21 protein-coding genes and 1 pseudogene are annotated in these 21,492 nt (G+C 64.6%); 8 read left to right on the top strand and 14 right to left on the bottom strand.

The annotated features are described in order from the left end of the window. Positions 1-30: 30 nt before the first annotated feature. Complete coding sequence (locus HAP54_RS02520) at positions 31-549, bottom strand: hypothetical protein (protein ID WP_166298641.1); 519 nt, start codon at positions 547-549, stop codon at positions 31-33. A gap of 318 nt (positions 550-867) precedes the next feature. Here HAP54_RS02520 and HAP54_RS02525 point away from each other — a divergent pair, with 318 nt between their 5' ends. Together HAP54_RS02525 and groL are read left to right on the top strand one after the other, a co-directional pair. Continuing rightward, positions 868-1,164 carry a co-chaperone GroES gene (locus HAP54_RS02525; protein WP_018269780.1) on the top strand — a complete coding sequence of 99 codons (297 nt, stop codon included), beginning with the start codon at positions 868-870 and terminating at the stop codon, positions 1,162-1,164. A gap of 163 nt (positions 1,165-1,327) precedes the next feature. After that, complete coding sequence (gene groL, locus HAP54_RS02530; protein ID WP_166298642.1) at positions 1,328-2,965, top strand: chaperonin GroEL; 1,638 nt, start codon at positions 1,328-1,330, stop codon at positions 2,963-2,965. A 232-nt stretch (positions 2,966-3,197) separates the two neighbouring features. On the opposite strand, the gene HAP54_RS02535 is transcribed toward groL, so the two are convergent. Beyond that, positions 3,198-3,566 carry an antibiotic biosynthesis monooxygenase family protein gene (locus HAP54_RS02535; protein WP_166298643.1) on the bottom strand — a complete coding sequence of 123 codons (369 nt, stop codon included), beginning with the start codon at positions 3,564-3,566 and terminating at the stop codon, positions 3,198-3,200. A gap of 92 nt (positions 3,567-3,658) precedes the next feature. Between HAP54_RS02535 and HAP54_RS02540 the strand changes: the two genes are divergently transcribed. Together HAP54_RS02540 and HAP54_RS02545 are read left to right on the top strand one after the other, a co-directional pair. Next, positions 3,659-4,135 (top strand): MarR family winged helix-turn-helix transcriptional regulator, encoded by a 477-nt coding sequence (locus tag HAP54_RS02540; RefSeq protein ID WP_166298644.1) that lies wholly within the window; start codon positions 3,659-3,661, stop codon positions 4,133-4,135. A 127-nt stretch (positions 4,136-4,262) separates the two neighbouring features. After that, on the top strand, positions 4,263-5,465 hold the full coding sequence (locus HAP54_RS02545) for a hypothetical protein (RefSeq protein ID WP_166298645.1): 1,203 nt from the start codon (positions 4,263-4,265) through the stop codon (positions 5,463-5,465). Between the two features lie 26 nt (positions 5,466-5,491). On the opposite strand, the pseudogene HAP54_RS02550 reads toward HAP54_RS02545, so the two are convergent. Next, positions 5,492-6,258 (bottom strand): annotated as a pseudogene (locus HAP54_RS02550) (IS5 family transposase). 188 nt (positions 6,259-6,446) lie between these two features. After that, positions 6,447-6,644 carry a hypothetical protein gene (locus HAP54_RS02555; protein WP_166298646.1) on the bottom strand — a complete coding sequence of 66 codons (198 nt, stop codon included), beginning with the start codon at positions 6,642-6,644 and terminating at the stop codon, positions 6,447-6,449. Between the two features lie 248 nt (positions 6,645-6,892). On the opposite strand from HAP54_RS02555, the gene HAP54_RS02560 reads away from it, so the two are divergent. After that, a complete protein-coding gene (locus tag HAP54_RS02560; RefSeq protein WP_166298647.1) occupies positions 6,893-7,420 on the top strand; it encodes an ester cyclase in 528 nt (175 codons plus the stop codon). A 209-nt stretch (positions 7,421-7,629) separates the two neighbouring features. On the opposite strand, the gene HAP54_RS02565 is transcribed toward HAP54_RS02560, so the two are convergent. Together HAP54_RS02565 and HAP54_RS02570 are read right to left on the bottom strand one after the other, a co-directional pair. Then, on the bottom strand, positions 7,630-8,097 hold the full coding sequence (locus HAP54_RS02565) for a PaaI family thioesterase (protein ID WP_166298648.1): 468 nt from the start codon (positions 8,095-8,097) through the stop codon (positions 7,630-7,632). Beyond that, on the bottom strand, positions 8,049-8,801 hold the full coding sequence (locus tag HAP54_RS02570; protein ID WP_312022753.1) for a bifunctional transcriptional activator/DNA repair enzyme AdaA: 753 nt from the start codon (positions 8,799-8,801) through the stop codon (positions 8,049-8,051). Before HAP54_RS02570 ends, HAP54_RS02565 begins: the two co-directional genes overlap by 49 nt. A 182-nt stretch (positions 8,802-8,983) precedes the next feature. Between HAP54_RS02570 and HAP54_RS02575 the strand changes: the two genes are divergently transcribed. After that, complete coding sequence (locus HAP54_RS02575) at positions 8,984-9,670, top strand: hypothetical protein (RefSeq protein ID WP_166298649.1); 687 nt, start codon at positions 8,984-8,986, stop codon at positions 9,668-9,670. A gap of 37 nt (positions 9,671-9,707) precedes the next feature. Here the strand turns inward: HAP54_RS02575 and HAP54_RS02580 are convergent, their stop codons facing one another. After that, positions 9,708-10,124 (bottom strand): META domain-containing protein, encoded by a 417-nt coding sequence (locus HAP54_RS02580; protein WP_166298650.1) that lies wholly within the window; start codon positions 10,122-10,124, stop codon positions 9,708-9,710. Between the two features lie 153 nt (positions 10,125-10,277). Further along, positions 10,278-11,948 (bottom strand): L-lactate permease, encoded by a 1,671-nt coding sequence (locus HAP54_RS02585; protein ID WP_166298651.1) that lies wholly within the window; start codon positions 11,946-11,948, stop codon positions 10,278-10,280. A 309-nt stretch (positions 11,949-12,257) separates the two neighbouring features. Between HAP54_RS02585 and HAP54_RS02590 the strand changes: the two genes are divergently transcribed. Continuing rightward, a complete protein-coding gene (locus tag HAP54_RS02590; RefSeq protein ID WP_166298652.1) occupies positions 12,258-14,003 on the top strand; it encodes an ABC transporter ATP-binding protein/permease in 1,746 nt (581 codons plus the stop codon). A 6-nt stretch (positions 14,004-14,009) separates the two neighbouring features. Here HAP54_RS02590 and HAP54_RS02595 read toward each other — a convergent pair whose 3' ends face one another. The 5 genes from HAP54_RS02595 to HAP54_RS02615 form a co-directional block, all read right to left on the bottom strand. After that, positions 14,010-14,516 carry an HPP family protein gene (locus tag HAP54_RS02595; protein WP_166298653.1) on the bottom strand — a complete coding sequence of 169 codons (507 nt, stop codon included), beginning with the start codon at positions 14,514-14,516 and terminating at the stop codon, positions 14,010-14,012. Between the two features lie 70 nt (positions 14,517-14,586). Continuing rightward, entirely contained in the window at positions 14,587-15,576 is a 990-nt protein-coding gene (locus HAP54_RS02600) for a TorF family putative porin (RefSeq protein WP_166298654.1), read from the bottom strand. A 402-nt stretch (positions 15,577-15,978) separates the two neighbouring features. Then, positions 15,979-16,374, bottom strand: coding sequence for a histone (locus HAP54_RS02605; protein ID WP_166298655.1), 396 nt, complete (start codon positions 16,372-16,374; stop codon positions 15,979-15,981). A 213-nt stretch (positions 16,375-16,587) separates the two neighbouring features. Then, positions 16,588-17,904, bottom strand: coding sequence for a glycolate oxidase subunit GlcF (gene glcF, locus HAP54_RS02610; RefSeq protein ID WP_166298656.1), 1,317 nt, complete (start codon positions 17,902-17,904; stop codon positions 16,588-16,590). Then, entirely contained in the window at positions 17,901-19,139 is a 1,239-nt protein-coding gene (locus HAP54_RS02615) for an FAD-binding protein (protein WP_166298657.1), read from the bottom strand. Before HAP54_RS02615 ends, glcF begins: the two co-directional genes overlap by 4 nt. 422 nt (positions 19,140-19,561) lie before the next feature. On the opposite strand from HAP54_RS02615, the gene HAP54_RS02620 reads away from it, so the two are divergent. Continuing rightward, entirely contained in the window at positions 19,562-20,044 is a 483-nt protein-coding gene (locus tag HAP54_RS02620; RefSeq protein ID WP_224741405.1) for a putative quinol monooxygenase, read from the top strand. A 146-nt stretch (positions 20,045-20,190) separates the two neighbouring features. On the opposite strand, the gene HAP54_RS02625 is transcribed toward HAP54_RS02620, so the two are convergent. Beyond that, positions 20,191-21,336, bottom strand: a complete 1,146-nt coding sequence (locus tag HAP54_RS02625; RefSeq protein ID WP_224741404.1) for an acyltransferase family protein — start codon at positions 21,334-21,336, stop codon at positions 20,191-20,193. Positions 21,337-21,492: the final 156 nt, after the last annotated feature.

The following is a 21,492-nucleotide window of genomic DNA, read 5'->3' on the forward strand; positions in this document are numbered from 1 at the left end:
CTAGCCGGAGATAAAACGGATGCCCCGCCGTTACGCCCGTGGCGCGCAGCGGACGTAGACCATGTTGCCGTAGCGGGTGGCGGCGTCCTTGTCGACGAAGCGGGTGATCAAGACCCGGCCGTCGAACGAGATGATCTCGCGGTCCTGTTCGCCGGGCACAGGTCCTGGCGGGCCGATATAGTTCTTGCCGCCGGGGGAACCCTTCAGCCGCAGTTCTTGCGGGGTGGCCTGGTCGGCCAGATGCATGATGACGCCGCCGTTCTGGCCGGCGCCGATCACGTAAGGCTGCTTGCACTGGCCGCGCGCCGCGGCCTCGGTGCGGGCGCGGTCGGCGGGATTCTGGAACGAGGCGAGACCCCAGCGGCCGACGATCTCATCGGGGCGGATCGACGCAGGCATCTCCGGGGCCCCCCCGGGTTCGGAGGGCGCCGGCTCGGGGTTCGACGACAAGGACGGCAGGCTGAAGCTGCTGCACGCCCCCAAGAGTGCCGTCAGCGCCGAGACAGCCGCGAATCGTGCGACCAATCGCGCGTTGAGTGACCTGATCATATGCATCCCCCGACTATGTCCTGGCCGCACCCGTCCTGCAGCCAAGCGTAAAACTTAAGGCGGAGCAACGACGTCTGACAAAATTACGTCATCGCTACGATTTGGTTTCCGGTCCACCATCCTATATTGGCCTCACCAAGGCCTTAACCACTTTGCTTGACAGAAAACCCGCAAAGCCATATTTCCCGGCCCGCAATTAGCACTCTCGCACCACGATTGCTAAATGCGCCGGGCGTCCTGCCTGGCGCCGACCGGGCCGGCATTCAACGCCGGTCTCGATGAACCGGACCTGAAACCGAGCCTCCAAGAGGGAACGTCATGGCTAAATCCACCTTCCGCCCACTGCATGACCGCGTCGTGGTCAAGCGTATCGATGCCGAGGAGAAGTCCAAGGGTGGCATCATCATTCCGGACTCGGCCAAGGAAAAGCCGTCCCAGGGCGAGATCGTCGCCGTCGGCCCGGGTGGCCGCGACGAGGCCGGCAAGCTGATCCCGATCGACCTCAAGGTCGGCGACCGCGTGCTGTTCGGCAAATGGTCGGGCACCGAGGTCAAGCTCGACAACCAGGAGCTCCTGATCATGAAGGAGTCCGACATCATGGGCGTGCTGGCTTAAGCCCACCTCTTTTTCCGTCACCCTGAGGAGGCAGCGGAGCTGCCGTCTCGAAGGGTGAACATCCACAAACTCATCCTTCGAGACGCAGGCCAAGGCCCGCTCCTCGAGCAATAACGGCAAAGCCGTTATGCAAGGGATGACGGCTTTCCAGGAGTTGAAAACAATGGCTGCCAAGGACGTAAAATTCGCCGGAGACGCCCGCGAGCGCATGCTGCGCGGCGTCGACGTGCTCGCCAACGCCGTGAAGGTGACGCTCGGCCCGAAGGGCCGCAACGTCGTCATCGAGAAAAGCTTCGGCGCGCCCCGCATCACCAAGGACGGCGTCACCGTCGCCAAGGATATCGAGCTCGACGACAAGTTCGAGAACATGGGCGCGCAGATGCTGCGCGAGGTCGCTTCCAAGACCAACGACACCGCCGGTGACGGCACCACCACCGCAACCGTGCTGGCGCAGGCCATCGTCCGCGAGGGCGCCAAGTCGGTCGCCGCCGGCATGAACCCGATGGATCTGAAGCGCGGCATCGACACCGCGGTCGCCGCCGTGATCAAGGACATCGAGAAGCGTGCCAAGCCGGTCGCCTCCTCCTCAGAAGTCGCCCAGGTCGGCACCATCTCGGCCAATGGCGACGCCGCGATCGGCAAGATGATCGCGCAGGCGATGCAGAAGGTCGGCAATGAGGGCGTGATCACCGTCGAGGAGAACAAGTCGCTCGATACCGAGGTCGACATCGTCGAGGGCATGAAGTTCGATCGCGGCTATCTCTCGCCCTACTTCATCACCAACGCCGAGAAGATGACCGCCGAGCTCGAGGATGCCTACATCCTGCTGCACGAGAAGAAGCTGACCGGCCTGCAGTCGATGCTGCCGGTGCTGGAAGCCGTGGTGCAGTCGGGCCGTCCGCTCCTGATCCTCGCCGAGGACGTCGAGGGCGAGGCGCTGGCGACGCTGGTGGTCAACCGCCTGCGCGGCGGGCTCAAGGTCGCCGCCGTCAAGGCGCCGGGCTTCGGCGATCGCCGCAAGGCGATGCTGGAGGACATCGCGATCCTGACCGGCGGTCAGTTGATCTCCGATGACCTCGGCATGAAGCTCGAAAACGTCACGGTGAACATGCTCGGCCGCGCCGGCAAGATCGTGATCGACAAGGAGAACACCACGATCGTCAAGGGCGCCGGCAAGAAGAAGGACATCGACGCCCGCGTCGGCCAGATCAAGGCGCAGATCGAGGAGACCACCTCGGACTACGACCGAGAGAAGCTGCAGGAGCGCCTTGCCAAGCTCGCCGGCGGCGTTGCGGTGATCAAGGTCGGCGGTGCGACCGAGATCGAGGTCAAGGAGAAGAAGGACCGTGTCGAGGACGCGCTGAACGCGACCCGCGCCGCGGTGCAGGAAGGCATCGTGCCCGGCGGCGGCGTCGCGCTGCTGCGCGCCAAGAAGGCGGTCGGCCGTCTCACCAACGCCAATGCCGACGTCCAGGCCGGCATCAACATCGTGCTCAAGGCGCTGGAAGCTCCGGTCCGCCAGATCTCGGAGAACGCCGGCGTCGAGGGCTCGATCGTGGTCGGTAAGATCCTCGAGAACAAGTCGGAGACCTTCGGCTTCGACGCCCAGACCGAGGACTATGTCGACATGGTCGACAAGGGCATCATCGACCCCGCCAAGGTGGTGCGCACCGCGCTGCAGGACGCCTCCTCGGTGGCCGGCCTGCTGGTGACCACCGAAGCCATGGTCGCCGAACTGCCCAAGGACGCTGCGCCGGCGATGCCGGGCGGCGGTGGAATGGGCGGCATGGGCGGTTTCTGAGCCTCTCCCGCAAATCCACATCGCAATCGAAGGCCGCCTCCGGGCGGCCTTCTTTTTGTCTGAGGCAGCAGCCTCCCTCACCTCTCCCGCTTGCGGGGGAGGTCGGATCGCATCGCAAGATGCGATCCGGATGGGGGCTCTCACCGCAATATGACTCGCGGTAAGACCCCCACCCCACCCTCCCCCGCAAGCGGGAGAGGGAACCCAGCATCGAGCCAACCTCACCGTGCGCCTACGCGACGCAGACGCCCGGCACCGCCACCTTCTGGAACAGATGCGGCGACGCCACGGCCGAGTCCGGATAGGCGGACAGCTTGGCCCTGAACTCGGGATTGGCGAAGGCGGCCCGAAAAGCCGCGGTCGATTCCCAGACCGCGTAATTCAGGTAGGCCGGGCTGTCGCCGAGCGCGCGGTGCAGCTGGGTCGAGATGAAGCCGGGCTGCCGCTTCATGATGGCGGCGTCGTCCTGCCAGGCCTTGAGGAAGGTGTCCTCGTCGGCAGCATCGAGCGTGAACAGGTTGACGAGCACGACGGCGGTGGCATCGACCGCGAGCTGGCGGTCGATCGGGAATGCGGGGTCGAGGGGGCGCATCTGCGGCATGGCTGGCTCCGTGATCTGGTGCTATGATGTCATTCCGTTACGGATGGATACAATATTGACATCATGATGTCAATATACTCTTATGGTGACAAATGCCGCAGACCAAGCGCACCCCGGCCGGCGAGGCCCTGAGCAACCTGATTCTCGACCTGTTCAGGCTCAACAGCCTGCTGTTCACCGCCGGCGACCGGCTGGTGGCCGGGCTCGGGCTGACCAGCGCGCGCTGGCAGATCCTCGGCGCCATCATCGCCGCCGAACGCCCGCAACCGGTGGCGTGGCTGGCGCGCGACCTCGGCGCTGCCAGACAGAACGTGCAGCGGATCGTCAACGACCTCCAGCGGGACGGGCTCGTCACCTTCGAGACCAACCCGCATCACCGCCGCGCCCAGCTCGTGGTGCTGACCGGCAAGGGACAGCAGGCCTTCGACGCGGCCATGCGCCTGCAACTGCCCTGGGTAAACGGCCTCGCCGACGGTCTCTCGACAAAGGACATCGAAACCGTGAGCCGCGTCGTGACCGCGCTGCGCGGCAGGCTGGAAAGCAGTGAGGAGCCCCGTGCACGCGTATGACGCGCACCGGTACCCGCTTCGCATGAAAACGCTCTCAGGCCGCCGTTAGGCGGCCTTCTTTTTGGCCAATGACACACAGGTTTGCTAGTTACGACGGAACCGATTCTGCCCTTCGAGGACTTATCGTATGCGCGCGCTCCCGCTCCTGCTGCTCGGTCTTGCCGTCGTCTCGGCGCCCGCTCTCGCCCAGATGAAGCTGCAGCCCAAGGCGGCGCCCGGCGGCGGCCCCGAGACGCGCTACTTCAACTCGATCATCGGCCTGATGGACGGCAATGCCGACGTCATCCTGAAGGAAACCCGCCAGGGCAAGACCGTGACCGCGGCCGTGCTCGACGTCTGCTATCCCGTCGAGAAGGGCTCCGACCGCAAGGACCGCTTCATCGCCAACCTCGCCGTCAGCGGCCAGACCCTCGCCGGCACCAGCCAGAGCATCGCCGTCAAGCAGCCGGTCACCGTCAAGCTGACCCGCAAGCAGACCGGCGACGATTTCGAGTTCCGCGGCCAGATCACGATCGGCCAAGCCGTGACCGAGGTGGCCTCGACGGACAATTCCGATCTCAGCGAGAAGGAATTCCAGGACAGCCAGGCCAGCCAGGACGACATCACGCCGCAGCCGAAGGATTTCACCGATGTCTCGCCGGAATCGATCGGCGTGCGCGTGAAGCTGGATGCGGCGGCCGACTTCCTCAAGAGCCTGAAGGGCGAAGCCGTCGAGATCGGCACCTCCAGCCTTGCGGTGACCTGTGACGAGATCCGCGCCGGCGAGCAGACCATCAACCTCACCGTCGATCCCGAGCGCGCCGGCGCGCTGCTCGCTAAGGCTAAAAGCACGCCCGGCGTGACCGCAGCCGGCTGGACCAGCGGCGCGTTCGAGATGGACCGCACGATCCGCTTTGCCGCCGCCGACTGGCGCGACGGTGACAAGATCAACAAGGACAAGCTCGCCTCCGCCGTCGCCGGCGTTCTGGCGAAGACGCTTGCCGCGAAGCCTGCCTCCGCCACCTGGAACGCGAATACCGGCAAGCTGAAGCTGGTGCTGAAGCGGCCGAGCGCGGTCTATCCGGCGCTCGGCCTGATCCAGAACTACGAGGTCACCGCCCTCGTCTCGCCCGACAAGCCCGGGAGCTCGGACAAGCTGATGCTGTGGGTCTCGACGCCGACCGTCTCGACGTCCGACGACAGCGCCGGCGCCAAGCTCAATCTTTCGGACGATTCCAGCGGCAGCGACGAGGAAGGCAGCGAGCCGAAGGACGACAACGGCGCGATCGACGCTCTGATCAAGGAATTCAAGGGCCAGCGCTGGGACGCCGATAAGTCGGTGTGGCGCTAACGCCGGCGCGCTAGGTGGTGTGGACACTAGCGCATCCATAGAACGATGGCTGCGAGAGTGACGACGGCCCGGTAGTTCCGGGCCGTTTTTTCGAAGCGGGTTGCGACGCGGCGGAACTGCTTGAGCTTTGAGAAGCAGCATTCGACGAGATGACGCTGGGCATAGAAATGCTTGTCGAGTGGATATTTGAGCGCGCGTGACGGGTTGTTGGGGATCACGGCGAGCGCGCCTTTGGCGGCGATGGCTTGGCGCAAGTGATCGGCGTCATAGGCCGTATCGGCCATGACGACCTCGGCGGATAAGCCTTCGATCAATGCGGCGGCTTGCGGTGCATCGCCCTTCTGACCTGCGGTGAGCTTGAACCGCACCGGACATCCCAAGCCTCGAACGGCCATATGTATCTTGGTGCTCAGGCCGCCGCGCGAGCGGCCGATCGCTTGATCTTCCGCTTGATCTTCAGACCCCCCTTTTTGGCGCCGGCGGCGTGCTGATGCGCCCGAACGATGGTGGAATCGACGATCAGATATTCGAAGTCCGGATCATCGGACATCGCCTCGAAGATCCGCCACCAAACACCCTTGATGCTCCATCGACTGAAGCGCCGGAACACGCTGTTCCAGTCCCCAAACACCTCCGGAAGATCGCGCCAGGGAGACCCCGTACGCACGATCCACAGCACACCTTCCACGAACATCCGGTTGTCGCGCCCGGTGGAGCCCTTCTGATCGGGGCGCCCTATGATCAGCGGCGCTATCCGCTCCCACGCCGCGTCGCTCAATACCAAACGGTCCATCACACCCAAGGCGGCCTCCCCAAAAGCAGCCTTGAATCTGATTTGCTCCTAAAAGGGAATCCTTAGAGTCCACACCACCTAGACCGGGATGACTTTTCTTCGAGAAGTCATCCCGGTCCAGCTCTTTGATTTGAGCATGATCTCTTCGGAAAACCGCTACACACTTTTCCGGATCATGCTCTGGTGATTCAAGCCGCCCTGCTCTTCAGCGGCACGACATTGTCGCGCGCCGCTTTGGGAGTGGCGTCCGGACCGGACTGAAGCATCCCGTCGCTTCTGACGAACAGTTCAGCGCGAAGCTCGATCGCAGCGCGATCAAAGAGCGCCCGCAGCTCGGGACGAAGTCCGTCGCCGCGCAGCGCGGCGATCGCATCGAAATTGCGCATGATGTTCTCCTGTGTATTTGGGACGATGATTTCGTGCCCGCGTTGCGCGCACCACCCGTTTCCCGATTGAGCGACGACGCGCAAAAAACTGCGCCAAGCACCATGCCGACACAGCGGAATCTCGCCTGAAGGCCGAGCGCACGCCCGATCCGGAATCGGGTGGCACGACACGCGCCTCCAAATGCTTACTGCGCGCATCGAGACAGCGCCGGTCGCGATACCGGTAAACCGCAAATGGAGACGATCCGATGTCAGAGGAAAACAAGAACGTCGTAGGCCGGTGGTTCAAGGAGTTCTGGGGCAATCCCTGGAATCCGCGCATCATCAACGAGCTCGCCACGTCAGACATTGTCGTGCACTACCCGATGCACGAACCGAAGCGCGGCCGCGCCGCGGTCGAGAAGTTCATCACCGAGTTTCGCGAAGCCTTTCCGGATCTCAATTTCTGGGGCGTCGGCGATCTCATCGCGGAAGGCGACCTCGTCGTCGGCCGCTGGGAAGGTGGCGGCACCCACACCGGACCAGCGTTTAGCGACTTCCGCCTCGGCTCGCTGCCCGCAGCCTCGGGCCGCAAGATGACGTTCGCCGGCACGACCGTGCTCCGCGTGCGCGAGGGACGGATCGCCGAAGAGCTCGGGCAGGAGGATGCGCTGACCGCCATGTTTCAGCTCGGCCTCATCCGCCTGCCCGAACAGGATGGCGCAGCGACGCGGCCCGGCGGCGAGTTGCCTGCCGGATGGAACAACATGCCGGGATATCCGGAGGGACCGCGCTGAGCACGGCTGTGCGGCGTGGCTTCGTCGACGATCGCATCCTGACTACCCGAACGCTGTTCCCATAGCGTTCGGGTAAGCTAATCGATCGGTTCAGTGAAATTGAAGGTCTCTAAGTCGGTGCCTCGCTGGACACGTTCCAATGTTGCTGCGCCGGTATCGCATCTACAGATGCAGGCCGGCGCAGTCTCTCCGTGCCAACGGCGTTTGCGCTACGACGGAAAGATCAGGCACGTCGTCGTGCCGTGGGCGAGCAGCCGTCCCTTGGCGTCGGTGACTCTGCCCTCGGCGGTGCCGATGCGGCGACCGCAATTGAGCACCTGGCCTTCCGCCCGGATCGGGCCGGTGTCCGGCGTGATTGGCCGCACCAGCGAGATCTTGAATTCGAGCGTGGTCTGGCTGGTGCCGGCCTCGAGCGTCGACTGCACCGCAAGCCCCATGCAACTGTCGAGTAGCGTGGCGGTGAGCCCGCCATGCACGGTGCCGGCCGGATTGAGATGCGCGTCCGTCGGCAGCAGCGTGACCACGACGCGGCCGCGCTCGGCCTCAGTGACGTCATAACCCAGGGTCTGCGCGATGGTGTTGAGCGGCAGCGCGCCGGAGGCGAGCCCCTGGACGAATTCGAGGCCGCTCATCTGCGCTTTGCGTTCCGCACTGACGGTGCCGTAGCTCTTGGCCATTGCTGATCTCCATCGAGGTTCATTGCATCGTGATAGCTTCTTGTTTGAGCATGATCTCCGCGCAAACGCGTCCCGCGTTTGTCGCGAGGGAAAACCGCTTCACACTTTTCCGGATCATGCTCTGGCGGCCGCTTCGGTCGCAGCGAGGCGGGCGAGCGGCCGTAGAGCCTTGCGAACGCAGCGTTCATGCGCCTTGCACTGGAGAAGCCGGCGCGCTGCGCCACCAGAGAGAGCGGAAGATCGCTGCCATCGATCAGGCGCTTGGCGCGCTGCACGCGCAGCGACAACGCGATTTGCAGCGGCGAGGCATCGAGATGCTCGGCAAACAGCCGCGACAGATGCCGCGTGCCGATGCCGAGCCGGTCGGCCAGCGCCGCGACATCTCCGCGATCGAGTGCGCCCTCTTCGATCAGCGCCAGCGCGCGCTCGACCGTCGTCCGAGTGCCCCTCCACGCCGGACAGAACGGCGCCGCCTCGGGACGGCAGCGCAGGCAGGGCCGGAAGCCGGCGCGCTCCGCCGACGCGGCGCTGCCATAGAATTTCACATTGCGCGCCAGCGGCGTGCGCGCCCGGCAGACCGGGCGGCAATACACGCCGGTGGTCTTGACCGCGACGAACACGATGCCGTCCCAGGCCGGGTCGCGGCGCTGAAAGGCGGCATACTGTGCGGCGAAATCGAGCATGCGATCGCTATAGCCGCGCACGCACGCCGCGACGACCCGGTTTGCGGAGACGACGTCCGGAAACGACCGCTGCGTCCTGAGCCCCGCACTTTTACGGGGACTGCGACCAAAAGACTTCGTGCTGCCGCAGTTCGGTCACCGAAAATTAAGGCTCGATTTAGTTTCGGGGATCATCCTTTGCGTCACCGAACACAGGTCACGCCATGCAAGACCGCGAGCCGATCAGTGCTGCGAGCATCTGGCCAACAGATGTGACGGAGGGTCATTCGCCGGCGCAGACGGCGGACCTCTGGGACGTCTCCAACGAGAACCACGACGCCGCCCTGCTGCTGCGGGAGCCATTCGCCGATCGCATCGGCACCGCGCTGCTGGCAGCCACGGCCCTTGCCGCAAGCTTCGTGCTGGGCTGGACCGGCGGCGCCAACTGGCACGACTTTGCGGCGCCCGCCCCGGTCTCGGTGGCTCAGAAGGAAGCGCCTGTCCCCCACGTCGCGGAGACGCGGCCGAGCCCCAAGATCGAGGGGAGAATCGAGAGCCCGCGGCGGACCGCGTCCAACGCGGACCGCGCCGTCACCGGCAGCATTCCCAAATCCGTAGCCAATCCACGCCCGCAGGTGGTTGGTGCCGCGCCCACGACGTTGAACGCGCAGGCCATGGCGCTCGGGCCGAAGCAGCCGCTTCCGGCAGCACCCGAGACGCGGCCAAGCACCATTCCCGGCTGGTCAGTGGTGGAGGTTCGCGACGGCACCGCCGTGCTCGAGGGGCCGGAGGGCGTCAAGATGGCCGCGCGCGGCGACGTCGTCCCTGGGCTTGGTCGAGTCGACTCGATCGTACGCTGGGGCAACCGCTGGATCGTCGCCACCGCCAGCGGATTGATCGCGACGCCCTGAGCGGATGCGCTCGACGCGCCAGCGCGTTACGCCGCCATCAGTTACTGTTGATCACGAAACGCAGCGACTTGCTGCCGATGAACGTGACCTGATCACCCTGCCGGCGCCAGGACGTCATATCGCCGAGCGCGGCGAGCAGATCCTTGTCGGCCTGCGCGCGCTCCGGCGCGCAGCTGCGGTTCTCCATCGCGCCGGGAACGAAGACGATGGTGTTGCCGGCTACCGAGAACTGGCCCTTGCCGCCGTCGCACCACAGCTCGAGGATCACCTCGCCATTGTCGCCGACCTCGATCGAGGGGATTCGCTTGGAGCCCGGCATGCGCGCGGCATCGAGCGTCATCACGAAGCCGAACGGAAATTCCTCCTGAGCCTCGGCCGGAACCGCGACGACGGCCGGGGCAACCATCGCCAACGCGGCGATGCCGCCGTTCAGAATCCGTTTCATCGACATCATGCCAGTCCTCGAAATACCCCGCGCAACGCCGCCCTTGTATGGGACGAGGCTGCGATTGGCCAGAATGGCGGCGCCAGAAAAAGCGCTTGAAACGCAAAATCCCCGCGGGCTCCTCACCCGCGGGGATCGTCGTTTGGGCGACGCCTCGCCTCGTTATTTCAAAACCATCGCCGTGAACGGATAGACATAGGCCTGCAGGGTCACGAACAGGCCGACCAGGCACGCCAGCACGATCGAATGCAGGAATACGTAGCGTAGGATCGAGCCCTCGTGGCCGTACCAGTTGGTCGCGGTCGAGGCGACGACGATCGATTGCGCGTCGATCATCTTGCCCATCACGCCGCCCGAGGAGTTCGCCGCCGCCATCAGGATCGGCGACAGGCCGAGCTGCTCGGAGGTGATCTTCTGCAGATTGCCGAACAGGATGTTCGAGGCGGTATCCGATCCGGTCAGCGCCACGCCCAACCAGCCGAGCAAGGTGCCGAAGAAGGGATAGAGCACGCCGGTCGCCGCGAAGGCGAGACCGAGCGTGGCGTCGACCCCCGACAGCCTGGTCAGCGTGCCGATCGCCAGCATCGCCGAGATCGTGATCAGCGATATCGCGCACAGTTTGATGGTGCGGCCATAATCGGCGATCATCCGCAGTGGCGAAAAGCCCGCCAGGAACCCGGAAATGATCGCGGCGATCAGCATGCCGGTGCCGGTGAACGACAGATAGGTGAAGCCGAACACGGCGCCTTCCGGGGTCGGCTTGGCCGCCACCGGCGGCATCTTGTTGATCATCTTGTCGAGCTCGGGGATCGGATAGTTCACCGTGAAGATCGAGTTCGCCCAGGTCTTGAAGGCGCCGTTGCCCCAGATCAGCATCACGATGCAGACGATGATCCACGGCAGCAATGCGGTCCAGAGCTCGCGGTTGGTGAGCGGCGTCTTGTCCATCGGCTTCGGTGCGGTCATCGTCGCCGCCGATTCATCGCGCCCGCGCAGCACCGGCGACAGCCAGAGCTGCTTCGGCTGCCAGATCTTGAGGAACAGGATCAGCGCGCCCATCGAAATCAGCGAGGCGCCGATGTCGACGATCCAGGGGTTGATGTAGTTCGAGATCACGAATTGCGGGACCGCGAAGGAGACGCCGGTGACCAGGATCGCTGGCCAGACCTCCTTCATGCCGCGCCAGCCCGCGAATGCCCACACCACCCAGAACGGCACGATCAGCGAGAACAGCGGCAGCTGCCGGCCGACCATCGCGCCGAGGATGTAGGGATCGAGCCCGGTGACCGAGGCGAGACCCTGGATCGGCGTGCCGAGTGCGCCATAGGCAACCGGGGCGGTGTTGGCGATCAGCGACAGGCCGGAGGCCGCGAGCGGTGAGAAGCCGAGCCCGATCAGCACCGAACCGGTGATCGCGACCGGGGTGCCGAATCCCGATGCCCCCTCGAAGAAGGCGCCGAACGAAAACGCGATCAGCAGCAATTGCAGGCGGCGGTCCTCGGTGACGCCGCCGACCGCGCGCTTCAACAGCTCGAACTGGCCGGTTGCAACCGTGAGCTGGTACAGGAAGATGACGTTGAGAACGATCCAGCCGATCGGGAAGAAGCCGGAGACGATGCCGAGCACCGAGGCGCGGATCGACATGTTGGCCGGCATCGTGAAGATGAAGATCGCAATCAGATTGGTCAGGATGACCGCAATGATGGCAGCGATATGCGCCTTCACCTTTCCGCTGGCGATCAGGATCAGCAGCGTGACGACGGGAATGGCGGCCGCGATCGTCGACAGCGCCGCATTACCCAGCGGATTGTAGATTTGATTCCAGGTATTCATCTCGGGTCCTCCCCATGTTCTTATGCAGCGCGCCGGCCTGCCTGCAGGCCGGGCGCTGGTGCGATTGCGGGAGTCCGTCTACAAAACTTGAAGCCCCGGCTCGCGAATGAACGATCGGTAAGGATCGCTCACATCCTCGCGAATATCGAAGGTCCCCCGCCCCTCGCCGTTGACTGCCATGCTAGGGTTGACTCGCTCGCCGGGACAAGCCAACGCTTGCATGCCAGGCTTACGACTTTAGTCGATGTCCACTCCGATTGTCCCGATTCTTCAGGCCTTTGCGGCCCCCTTCCCCGGAGACGATAATCTGTGAACAACATTCGCTCGACACTCGCGACGGTGTGGCGCATCGCATCGCCCTTTTTCAAATCCGAGGACAAATGGGCCGGCCGCATACTGCTTGGCGCGGTCGTCGCGATCGAGCTGTCGTCAGTCCTCATGGACGTGCTGATCAACCAGTGGCGCAACCGCTTCTACACCGCGCTGCAGAACAAGGACTGGGACACGTTCAAGCGCGAAATGCTGGTGTTCTGCGCGATCGCAGCCGTCTCGGTGGCCCTCGGCGTCTACCAGCTCTACCTGAATCAGTGGCTGCAGATCCGCTGGCGCAAATGGATGACCAGTAAATATCTGCGCGACTGGGTGCATGACGCCAACCACTACCGCATGCAGCTCGCCAACGATGCGGCCGACAACCCCGACCAGCGCATCACCGACGACGTCAAGCTGTTCGTCGCCCAGACGCTGGCGCTGGGCCTTGGCCTGTTGAACGCGGTGGTTTCGCTTGCCTCCTTCGTGATCATCCTCTGGGGGCTCTCGGAACTGCTGCCCCTGACCCTGTTCGGCATCGATCTCTCGATTCCCGGCTACCTGGTCTGGGCCGCCTTGGCCTACGCCATCTTCGGCACCATGCTGACGCAATGGATCGGTTCGCCGCTCGTCGGTCTCGATTTCAACCAGCAGCGGCTGGAAGCGGACTTCCGCTTCAACCTGGTGCGGGTGCGCGAAAACTCCGAGCAGATCGCGCTGCTCAAGGGCGAAGGCGCCGAGCGCGGACGGCTGCTGGATCGGTTCGGCCGCGTCGTCGCCAACTGGTATGGCATCATGAGCCGCACCAAGCGGATCACCGCCTTCACACAAAGCTATGCGCAGGCGTCGGTGGTGTTTCCCTTCGCGCTGGCGGGCCCGGCCTATTTCGTCAGCAAGACGGTGCAGCTCGGTTCCCTGATCCAGATCGCCGAGGCCTTCGGCAAGGTGCAGGACTCGCTCTCGTTCTTTGTCTCGGCCTACCGCACCTTGGCGGAGTGGCGCGCGACCGTCGCCCGTCTCGACGGCTTCGAGAACGCGATCGCGGCCGCAGAAAAGCTGGCCGACGATCCTGCCGCGATTCACGAAAAGCCCGCGGCCGGCGGCGAGATCGCGCTGCCGCAGCTCTTGGTCAAGCTGCCGAACGGTACGCCGCTGGTCGCGGCCGAGCATTTCAGCTTCCGTCCCGGCGAGCGGACACTGGTGACCGGCCCCTCCGGCGCCGGCAAGTCGACGCTGTTCCGTGCCGTGGCCGGCATCTGGCCATTCGGCAACGGCGCGGTCGAGATCCCGGCCAATGCCAGCCTGATGATGCTGCCGCAGCGTCCCTATCTGCCGATCGGGTCGCTGCATGACGCCGTCGTCTATCCGGGCGAGGCCACGCAATTCGAGGCGGGCCGGGTTCGCGACGTCCTCACCGCGGTCGGACTGCCTCAGCTCGCGGCGCGGCTCGAGGAAGAGGCGCACTGGAACCGGATGCTGTCGCTCGGCGAGCAGCAGCGCCTCGGCATCGCGCGGGCGCTGTTGCATGCGCCGCAATTCCTGTTCCTCGACGAGGCGACGGCCTCGCTCGACGAGCCGTCGGAAGCCGCGCTGTACAGGCTGATCGCCGAGAAGCTGCCCAACACCACCGTGGTTTCGATCGGCCACCGCTCGACGCTCGGCGCCTTCCATGAGCGCAACGTCACGCTGGTCCGCGATGGCGACCGCTTCAGCTTGCGTGACACGGTCAAGGTCGCCGCGTCGTAGCGGGGACTACTGGCTCAGCCGCGGCCACGGCCTGCGGCTGACCCAGCGGTGCCAGCCATAGGCGAAGGCCGCCAGCATCAGGACGCCGGCGAGCACCGGTGCGAGCAGGAACGACCACGGCAAATTGCCGGAGACGATCAGGAGCGGACTGATTCCCGCCGGCGGGTGGAAGGTGTCGGTCACGACCATCACCAGGATTGCAACCCCGACCGCGGCGGCGGCCGCCCAGGCATGCGGCCCGGTCAGGCACAGCACCGCAAAGCCGGCCAGTGCGGACACCAGGTGTCCACCGATCAGGGCGCGCGGCTGGGCCGGCTCGGCCTCCGGCGATCCCACCACCAGCACGATCGAGGTTGCGAACGGGATCACGCCCAGCGGATATCCGGCCGCAACGGAGAACCACTCCATCGTGCCGATCGCGATCGCGCCGCCGAGGCCCGCCACCGCGCCCGCAAGCAGGTCGCGCCGCCCCACCCGCATCAATGCCTTCACCGCGGTCCGGTCCGATGCCATGAGCCTTGCCCACAAAAACAAAGGGGGCGGCAGATTACTCTGCCGCCCCCGCGATCTCCGAAAGGAAAGATTACTTCAGGCTGGACGCCGCCGTCAGGTCGACCGAGAGCTTGGCGATGCCTGCCGCGCCGCACCAATTGGAGCCGGTGCCGAGCGGGTTGATCGGGGTCACGTTGGTGGTGCCGCCCGCGGTAAAGTCGCTGGTGAAGGCGCTGCAATTACCCTTCGACAGGTCGGTGTCGGAGTAGCGCAGATCGAGCGTGAACACCTTGTAGGTGAAGCCGATGCCGATGTTCCAGGTGTTGTAATCGGCATACTTGATGCCGTTCGGGAACGCCGGAACGCCGTAGAAGCTGTCCGAGGTGCCGAGCCACTGGCGGCCGAACTCGCCCGAGACATACATGCCGACGCCGCTCGACCCGAACGTGGTGCTGGGCGCGGTGTACTTGCCGATGATCGAGGAGTAGTTGCCCCAGGCGCCGGTGTTGAGGAAGTTCGGCGAGTAGTATTCGTTGATGGTGAACGCCCAGTTGTCGTTGATGGTCCAGGTCGCCTTGCCGTAGACTTCGAAGAACGAGACGTCCTTCTTCATGACGTTGCCGTTCGGCAGGAAGTTGGCGGCGCACTGCGCGCTGAGCGGGTTGCCGGCGGTGTCGAAGGGGCCGCCGAAATAGCAGGTTCCACCCGGATACAGGTAACCCCAGACACCGATGTCGAAGGCGAAGGCGCCGAAGGTCGGGCGGATACCGCCGTAGACGTCGACTTCGGCCGCGGCGCGGTTGGCGAAGGAGATGCTTTCGGTCGAGGTACCGATGTAGAGCTGCAGGTCCTTGTTGACGTTGTAGCGCGGCTCGAAATACGCGGTGACCGACGGATTGTGGTTCGACTGGGTGACGCCGCGGAAGATGTAGTCGTTCATGATGCCGGCGCCGAAAGCGATGTCCCAGGGATCGAAGGGAGCCGGCGGCGGCGCCTTGACGGCCTTCACCGCCATGTCAGCTGCCATTGCCGAGCTCGAAATCATTGCTAGCGCCGTTGCTAACAAGGCCAGTTTCTTCATGACTATCCCCATCTACTTGTCCAGACAGCCCAGCTCCGTGGCCCCCCAGGGCGCGCGATAACGGACTGCAACTAAATCGCGTGGGTTCAATCTGCAGGTCGTGCACGGCACCGTGAAGCAAAAAAGACATGCATGTGCCGACTTTTTAGGCGTTCCAGCCATTTCGCCGCACGTTGACTTGCGGGTGTTGCATTTGCACCACAAAACAGTCGCTCCCGTAGCGGTTGAGCCGGGCACCGGAAGTGGATGAGCAACAGCCGGCCTGCAGCGAAAGCGCCAAAGCGAATCGCCGTACCCGCAAAAACACGGGCCGCCGTCGTGGAACGGAATCGTGGAACGGAAAAAGCCGCAGCGGCGTCCGCTGCGGCTTCGGTCAGGTGAACCTCTCCGGGAAAGCTGCGGCTAGTGGTGCTCGCCACTATCAGAGCTGCCGGCGCTCCAGCCCGGCGCGGGTTCATGGCTTGGCGTCGCCCAGCTCGGGGCCGGCTGCGGCGCGGGCTCGGGGGCCGGGGGCGCTGCGACCGGCGCAGCCGGCTTCGGCGCGGCGGCCTTCTTCGGAGCGCTCTTCTTGGCGGCTTTCTTCGCAGCCTTGGGGGCGGCTTTCTTGGGGGCCGCTTTCTTCGGAGCAGCCTTCTTGGCCGCTTTCTTTGCAGTCTTCTTGGCTGACTTCTTCGCTGATTTCTTCGCCGCCTTCTTGGCGGATTTCTTCGCGGCCTTCTTGGCCGACTTCTTCGCCGCTACGGCCTTCTTGGCCTTTTTGGCCTTCTTGCTTTTCTTCGCCTTCTTCGACTTCGCCATCGTGGTCTCCTGTTGCCGCTGATTTGAGTCCACCGGGCGTATTGAAGTGATCGCTTGCCGGTCGTTGGCTGCGCCTCGGAGAGAGGCCCCTCCACTTCGCTTGTCGGGCATGATGGCCGCGCTATCGCTTCGCGTCTGTGGCAAGGAAGCGCCGGTCCTTCACGTTGCATCAGGGCAAGGCTGGGGTCCGGATCATGCTCGAGTGGCAGTCGATCAATTCAATCCTGGCCGGGGACCTCCTGTCGCCCAATCGAGAAGCTCAATCGTGTGCACCACAGGAACTGACGTACCGCCGGCAATCTGAACCATGCACCCAATATTGCCCGCAGCGATCATGTCCGGTTTGACAAGCGCAATATTGGCGACCTTGCGATCGCGCAATCTGCTCGCAATGTCGGGCTGGAGAATGTTGTAGGTCCCCGCCGAACCGCAACACAAATGGCTCTCAGGCACATCTTTCACCACGAATCCATTCTTGGAAAGCAATTCTTTCGGTAGCTGAGTTATTTTCTGTCCATGCTGCAACGAACAAGCCGAATGATAGGCGACGGTGACGTCGCCTTTCTGCGTTGAAGGCGCGAGCTCGAGGCCAGCGAGATACTCGGTGATATCCTTTGCCAGCGCCGAGATTCGCGCGGCAGGCTCAGCGAATGTTTTGTCCTCGCGCAGCAGGTAGCCGTAGTCTTTGACAACTGTCCCACAGCCCGAGGTCGTCACCAGGATGGCGTCGAGTCCGTTCTGGTCCGCTTCCCTTTGCCACACCGCGATGTTGGCTTTCGCGCGCGCCAGCGCGTCGTGATCCTGCCCCATGTGATGGGTCAGCGCGCCGCAGCATTGCTCGTCCTTGACCAGCACCACCTCGACGCCGTGCCGGGTCAGGACGTTGATCGCGGCCTGGTTGATACGCGGCGCCAGCACCTGCTGGGCGCAGCCCTGCAGCAGCGCGACCCGGCCGCGGCGCCGGCCGGTCGGCGCAAACACGGTTCCGGCTGATGGACCCGGCTGCGGCAGGCCGCGTGGCGCGAGCGCCAGCATCGCCTTGATCCGCCGTAAGAGGCCGGGGTTCGACGCGCCGACCGAAGGCGTCGGCAGCAGCGCCGCGAACGGACGGGCGAGCCCGGCGAGGATCATGCTGATCCGGAACAGGCCCGGCCGCGGCAGCACGTAGGCGAGCACCGAACGCAGCAGCCGCTCGGCCAGCGGCCGCTGGTAGTCCCGCTCGATCCTGACCCGGGCCTGGTCGACGAGGTGCATGTAGTTCACGCCCGACGGACAGGTGGTCATGCAGGCGAGGCACGACAGGCAGCGGTCGATATGCTTGACCACGTCTGCTGTCGGCGGCTTGTTCTTCTCCAGCATCTCCTTGATCAGGTAGATGCGGCCGCGCGGGCTATCGAGCTCGTCGCCGAGCAGCACATAGGTCGGACAGGTTGCGGTGCAGAAGCCGCAATGCACGCAGGCGCGCAGGATCTTGTCGGCTTCCTTGATGTCGGGATCGGCAAGCTGCGCCAGGGAAAACTCGGTCTTCATGCAGCCCCGCCTCGCCTCATCCGGCCGCGGTTGAGGATCGACCTCGGATCGAAACTCGCCCGGACCCGTTCGCCGAGCGCGGCAAGGCCGGCCGCCTGCGGCTGGAACACATCGACCGCACGGCGCACCTCCTCGCCGGCGCGGATCAGGGTGGCGTGCCCGCCGATCGCCTCGACCTGGCCGCGGACCAGCGCGGCGTGCGCGTCTGCGCTCTGCGGCAGTGCAGCCCAGATCAGCCCGCCGCCCCAGTCGTAGATCACGTCGCCGCCGGTTGCGCGCGACAGCGCCTGGCCCAGCGCGCCGCCAGCGACCGGCGGGCAAACGATACGCCACACCGGCCAGGCCCCGAGCGCGCCGTTCGCCGCAAACGGCACCACGTCGCGCAGCGCGCTCCAGATCGCAGCCGAGGCGTCGTCCGCGAGGAAGTCGACCGCTCCATAAGAAGATAGTGTCTGGGTCAGCGAGGCCGCCCGGTGTGCCACTGAGGCCGAAATGCCCTCGAGCCGCACCAGCGTGACGGCCTGGCCGGAGGCGCCAAGGCTGCCGAGCGCACCGGTCCCGGACCGCAACGCTGAGCCCGGCAGATGCGCGGCGCCTGAAACGTCGAACGGCGAGCCCAGTGCCGCGGTCATCGCCCGGTTGGCGGTGACGTCGTCGAGGGAGCGCAGCACCAGCGTCCGCTCGGCTTCCGGCTTCGGCATGACCTTGAGCGTCACCTCGGTCATGACCGCGAGCGTGCCCCAGGAACCGGTGAGCAGCTTGCAGAGGTCGTAGCCGGTGACGTTCTTGACCACCCGTCCGCCGGTCTTGAAACTGTCGCCGAACCCGGACACCGCGTGCGCCCCGAGCAGATGGTCGCGGGCGCCGCCGGCCTTGATGCGGCGCGGACCGGCCAGCCCAGCGCCGATCATGCCGCCGATCGTGCCCGCTCCCGCAGTGCCGAGCAGCACCGATGTGTCCATCGGCTCGAAGGCGAATTGCTGGTTCTTGGCGTCGATCAGGGATTGCACGTCGGCGAGCGGCGCGCCGGCCTGCACGGTGATGATCAGTTCGTTCGGCTCATAGGAGGTGACCGCGTTGAGCACCGAGACGTCAAGCACCGCATTGGTCGCCATCGGATGACCGATGGCGCGCTTCGTTCCATGGCCAATGACCTCGAGCGGCTGCTCGCCGGCGACAGCCGCGCGCACCACCTCTTCGACGTCCTGGGCATCCCTGACTTTGAGCGTTTCCACACGCTAGGCGGTATCGAAATTCGGCTCCGAAATCAAATGCGCGCCGAACAAATCTCTGAATGCGACAAGCCCGGCCTCGGTGATCTCGACGGAACGGCCCGGTGGCGGGGGCTTCCGCAGTGGTAACGGCCATTGGCTGCCTTGCCCGGACGGTCCCGCCCAGCTCAAAAATCCGCCGCCCTGCGAAAGGCAGGAACACGATATTTCCGCCTGTTCCGGCGTGCTGGTCGGCACGGCAAGCCCCGATGTCGGGACATTCGCCGTGGTGCGGTTTCCGCCACGACACTTCGGCCATGATCGAAGCATTTTCACGACATAGACAATTCGACCATCACCGAACTGGGTTCGCCGGACGATCCACTATCTCTCGCGTCGCGGTTCGGCCCGGCAAGACGGTTGGTGCGAACCATCTGGAGGCGATCATGAAACGTTCGGAAGTCACGACCACGACGATGATGCTTACCCGGCGATCGGCCATCGGCTCGTTCGCGATCATGGCGATCGCCGGCGTCTCGCCCTGGGTCGGATCGCAAGCTCGATCGGAGCAAAACAACGGAGGAATGCAAATGAAGCACTATGCGATGAGCACGAGGACCATCAGCGATGCAATCAACACATCAGGCCTTCTGGTGGTGGCGCAATGGGAAGCAAAGGAGGGACAGGCCGACAAGGTCGCGGCAATTCTCGACGGCTTCCTGCCCGAAGCTCAGAAGGACGCCGGCACCAAGCTGTTCCTGATCGGCCGCGGCAAGGACAATCCGGCGCAATTCCTGTTCTACGAATTGTTCCAGGACGAAGCGGCGTTCAAGGCGCATCAGGAGAGCGCCTACTTCAAGACCTACATCGCGGAACAAGCGCTGCCGCTGCTCGCCAAGCGCGAGCGGACGCAATACGCCCTCCTGTAACGGGACGCCGCCGCGGGGAGGATACTAAGCGTTTTCGAGCGAAGTGGACACCGGTTCGCGTGAAGAAAACGCGTCAAAACAAGAAGCCAGAGCTTCGGTTCTGATTCAATCAGAACCGAAGCTCCATTCCTTCCCGCGGACGCGGATCAGATCGATGCGCTGCTGTTGCCGAGCCTTGCGTGCAACTCGACCCGCTCGGGCGAGCGGCGCCAGAAGCCTATGATCGAGCTCCGCGCCAGCGCTGCCGCCTCGAGCTTCTCGACCTGGCCGCGGAGCCGGAGTGCGTGTTTCTCGACCAGGTGCCAGGACGCAACGGCGACGCCGAAGGCGAGCGGCAGGCTGATCAGGATGTTGAGATACCAGTGCTGAACCGGCGGTCCGAAGGTCGCAATGCACTGCTGGATGACGAAGCCATAGAGATAAAGCCCGTAGGAGTAATCGCCCGACGAGACGATCCAGCTCCGCGGCGGGTTCATCAGGCCGAGATAGCACGCGACATAGGCGGCCGGCACCGCCGCCAGCGCGTCGCCGCGCCCGGTGGCCATCGCGGCGGCGCACAGCACCAGCGCGAACAGGAAGACGGTCCCGTTGAACGGCACCTTGTCGCGCCAGAGATAGAAGCCGACGCCGGCGAGGAAGCAGAACACCAGAAGATGCGGGCGAAGCTGGATCGGCACCTCGTCCCAGCGGTAGAGGTCGTAGCCGGCGAGCCCGATCTGGGTGATCACCATGAACACAAGATACGCTACCCTGTTGAAGCAAATCGTGGTCACCGCGAGCAGCGCCAGGATGACGTAGCACCACAATTCATACGGCACCGTCCAGAGCTGGGCATTCACCAACTCAGGCAGCGGATTGTGCAGGAATACGCCCGGCAGCTCGTAGTGGATGTCGCCGACGATATTGAGGAAATAGGCGTGGAATTTCGGGTCGGCGAGATATTGCGCCAGCGGCAGCTCAGTGAAGAGCGAACCGATGATGACGGCCGACAGCGTGGTCTCGACCGCGAGCGCCGGTCCGATCCGCAGCACGCGCAGGCCGAGGAAGGAAATCAGGCTCTTGCACCTCAACAGGCTCGCCGTCACCAGAAAGCCGCTCAGGGCAAAGAACAGCGCAAGGATCATCGCGACGCCGATGCGAAGCGTGCTCTGGATTTCCAGAGCGTGGCCGAGCCCGAGCGTCACGTTCAGGCTGTGCAGGCCGATGATCGACACCGCCAGCGCAATTCGCATGTAGTCGAACCCTGCGGGCCGATTGCGCGAAAGCGCCAGCTGATCGGCCAGGCTGGGCATCGATGTGTTGCCGAAGACATGCATCTTGGGAAAATACCGAGGAACAGTCTAAGGCCGTGTAAACGGTGCCCGCTGCAAATTGCAGCGACGCGCGATGGGCCCTGACGACCATCGCGGCAAGCATCGGTTAAGGTTATCGGCTGGTGAGCGCGATCC

Source organism: Bradyrhizobium sp. 2S1 (assembly GCF_011516625.5).
Lineage (GTDB): Bacteria > Pseudomonadota > Alphaproteobacteria > Rhizobiales > Xanthobacteraceae > Bradyrhizobium > Bradyrhizobium septentrionale.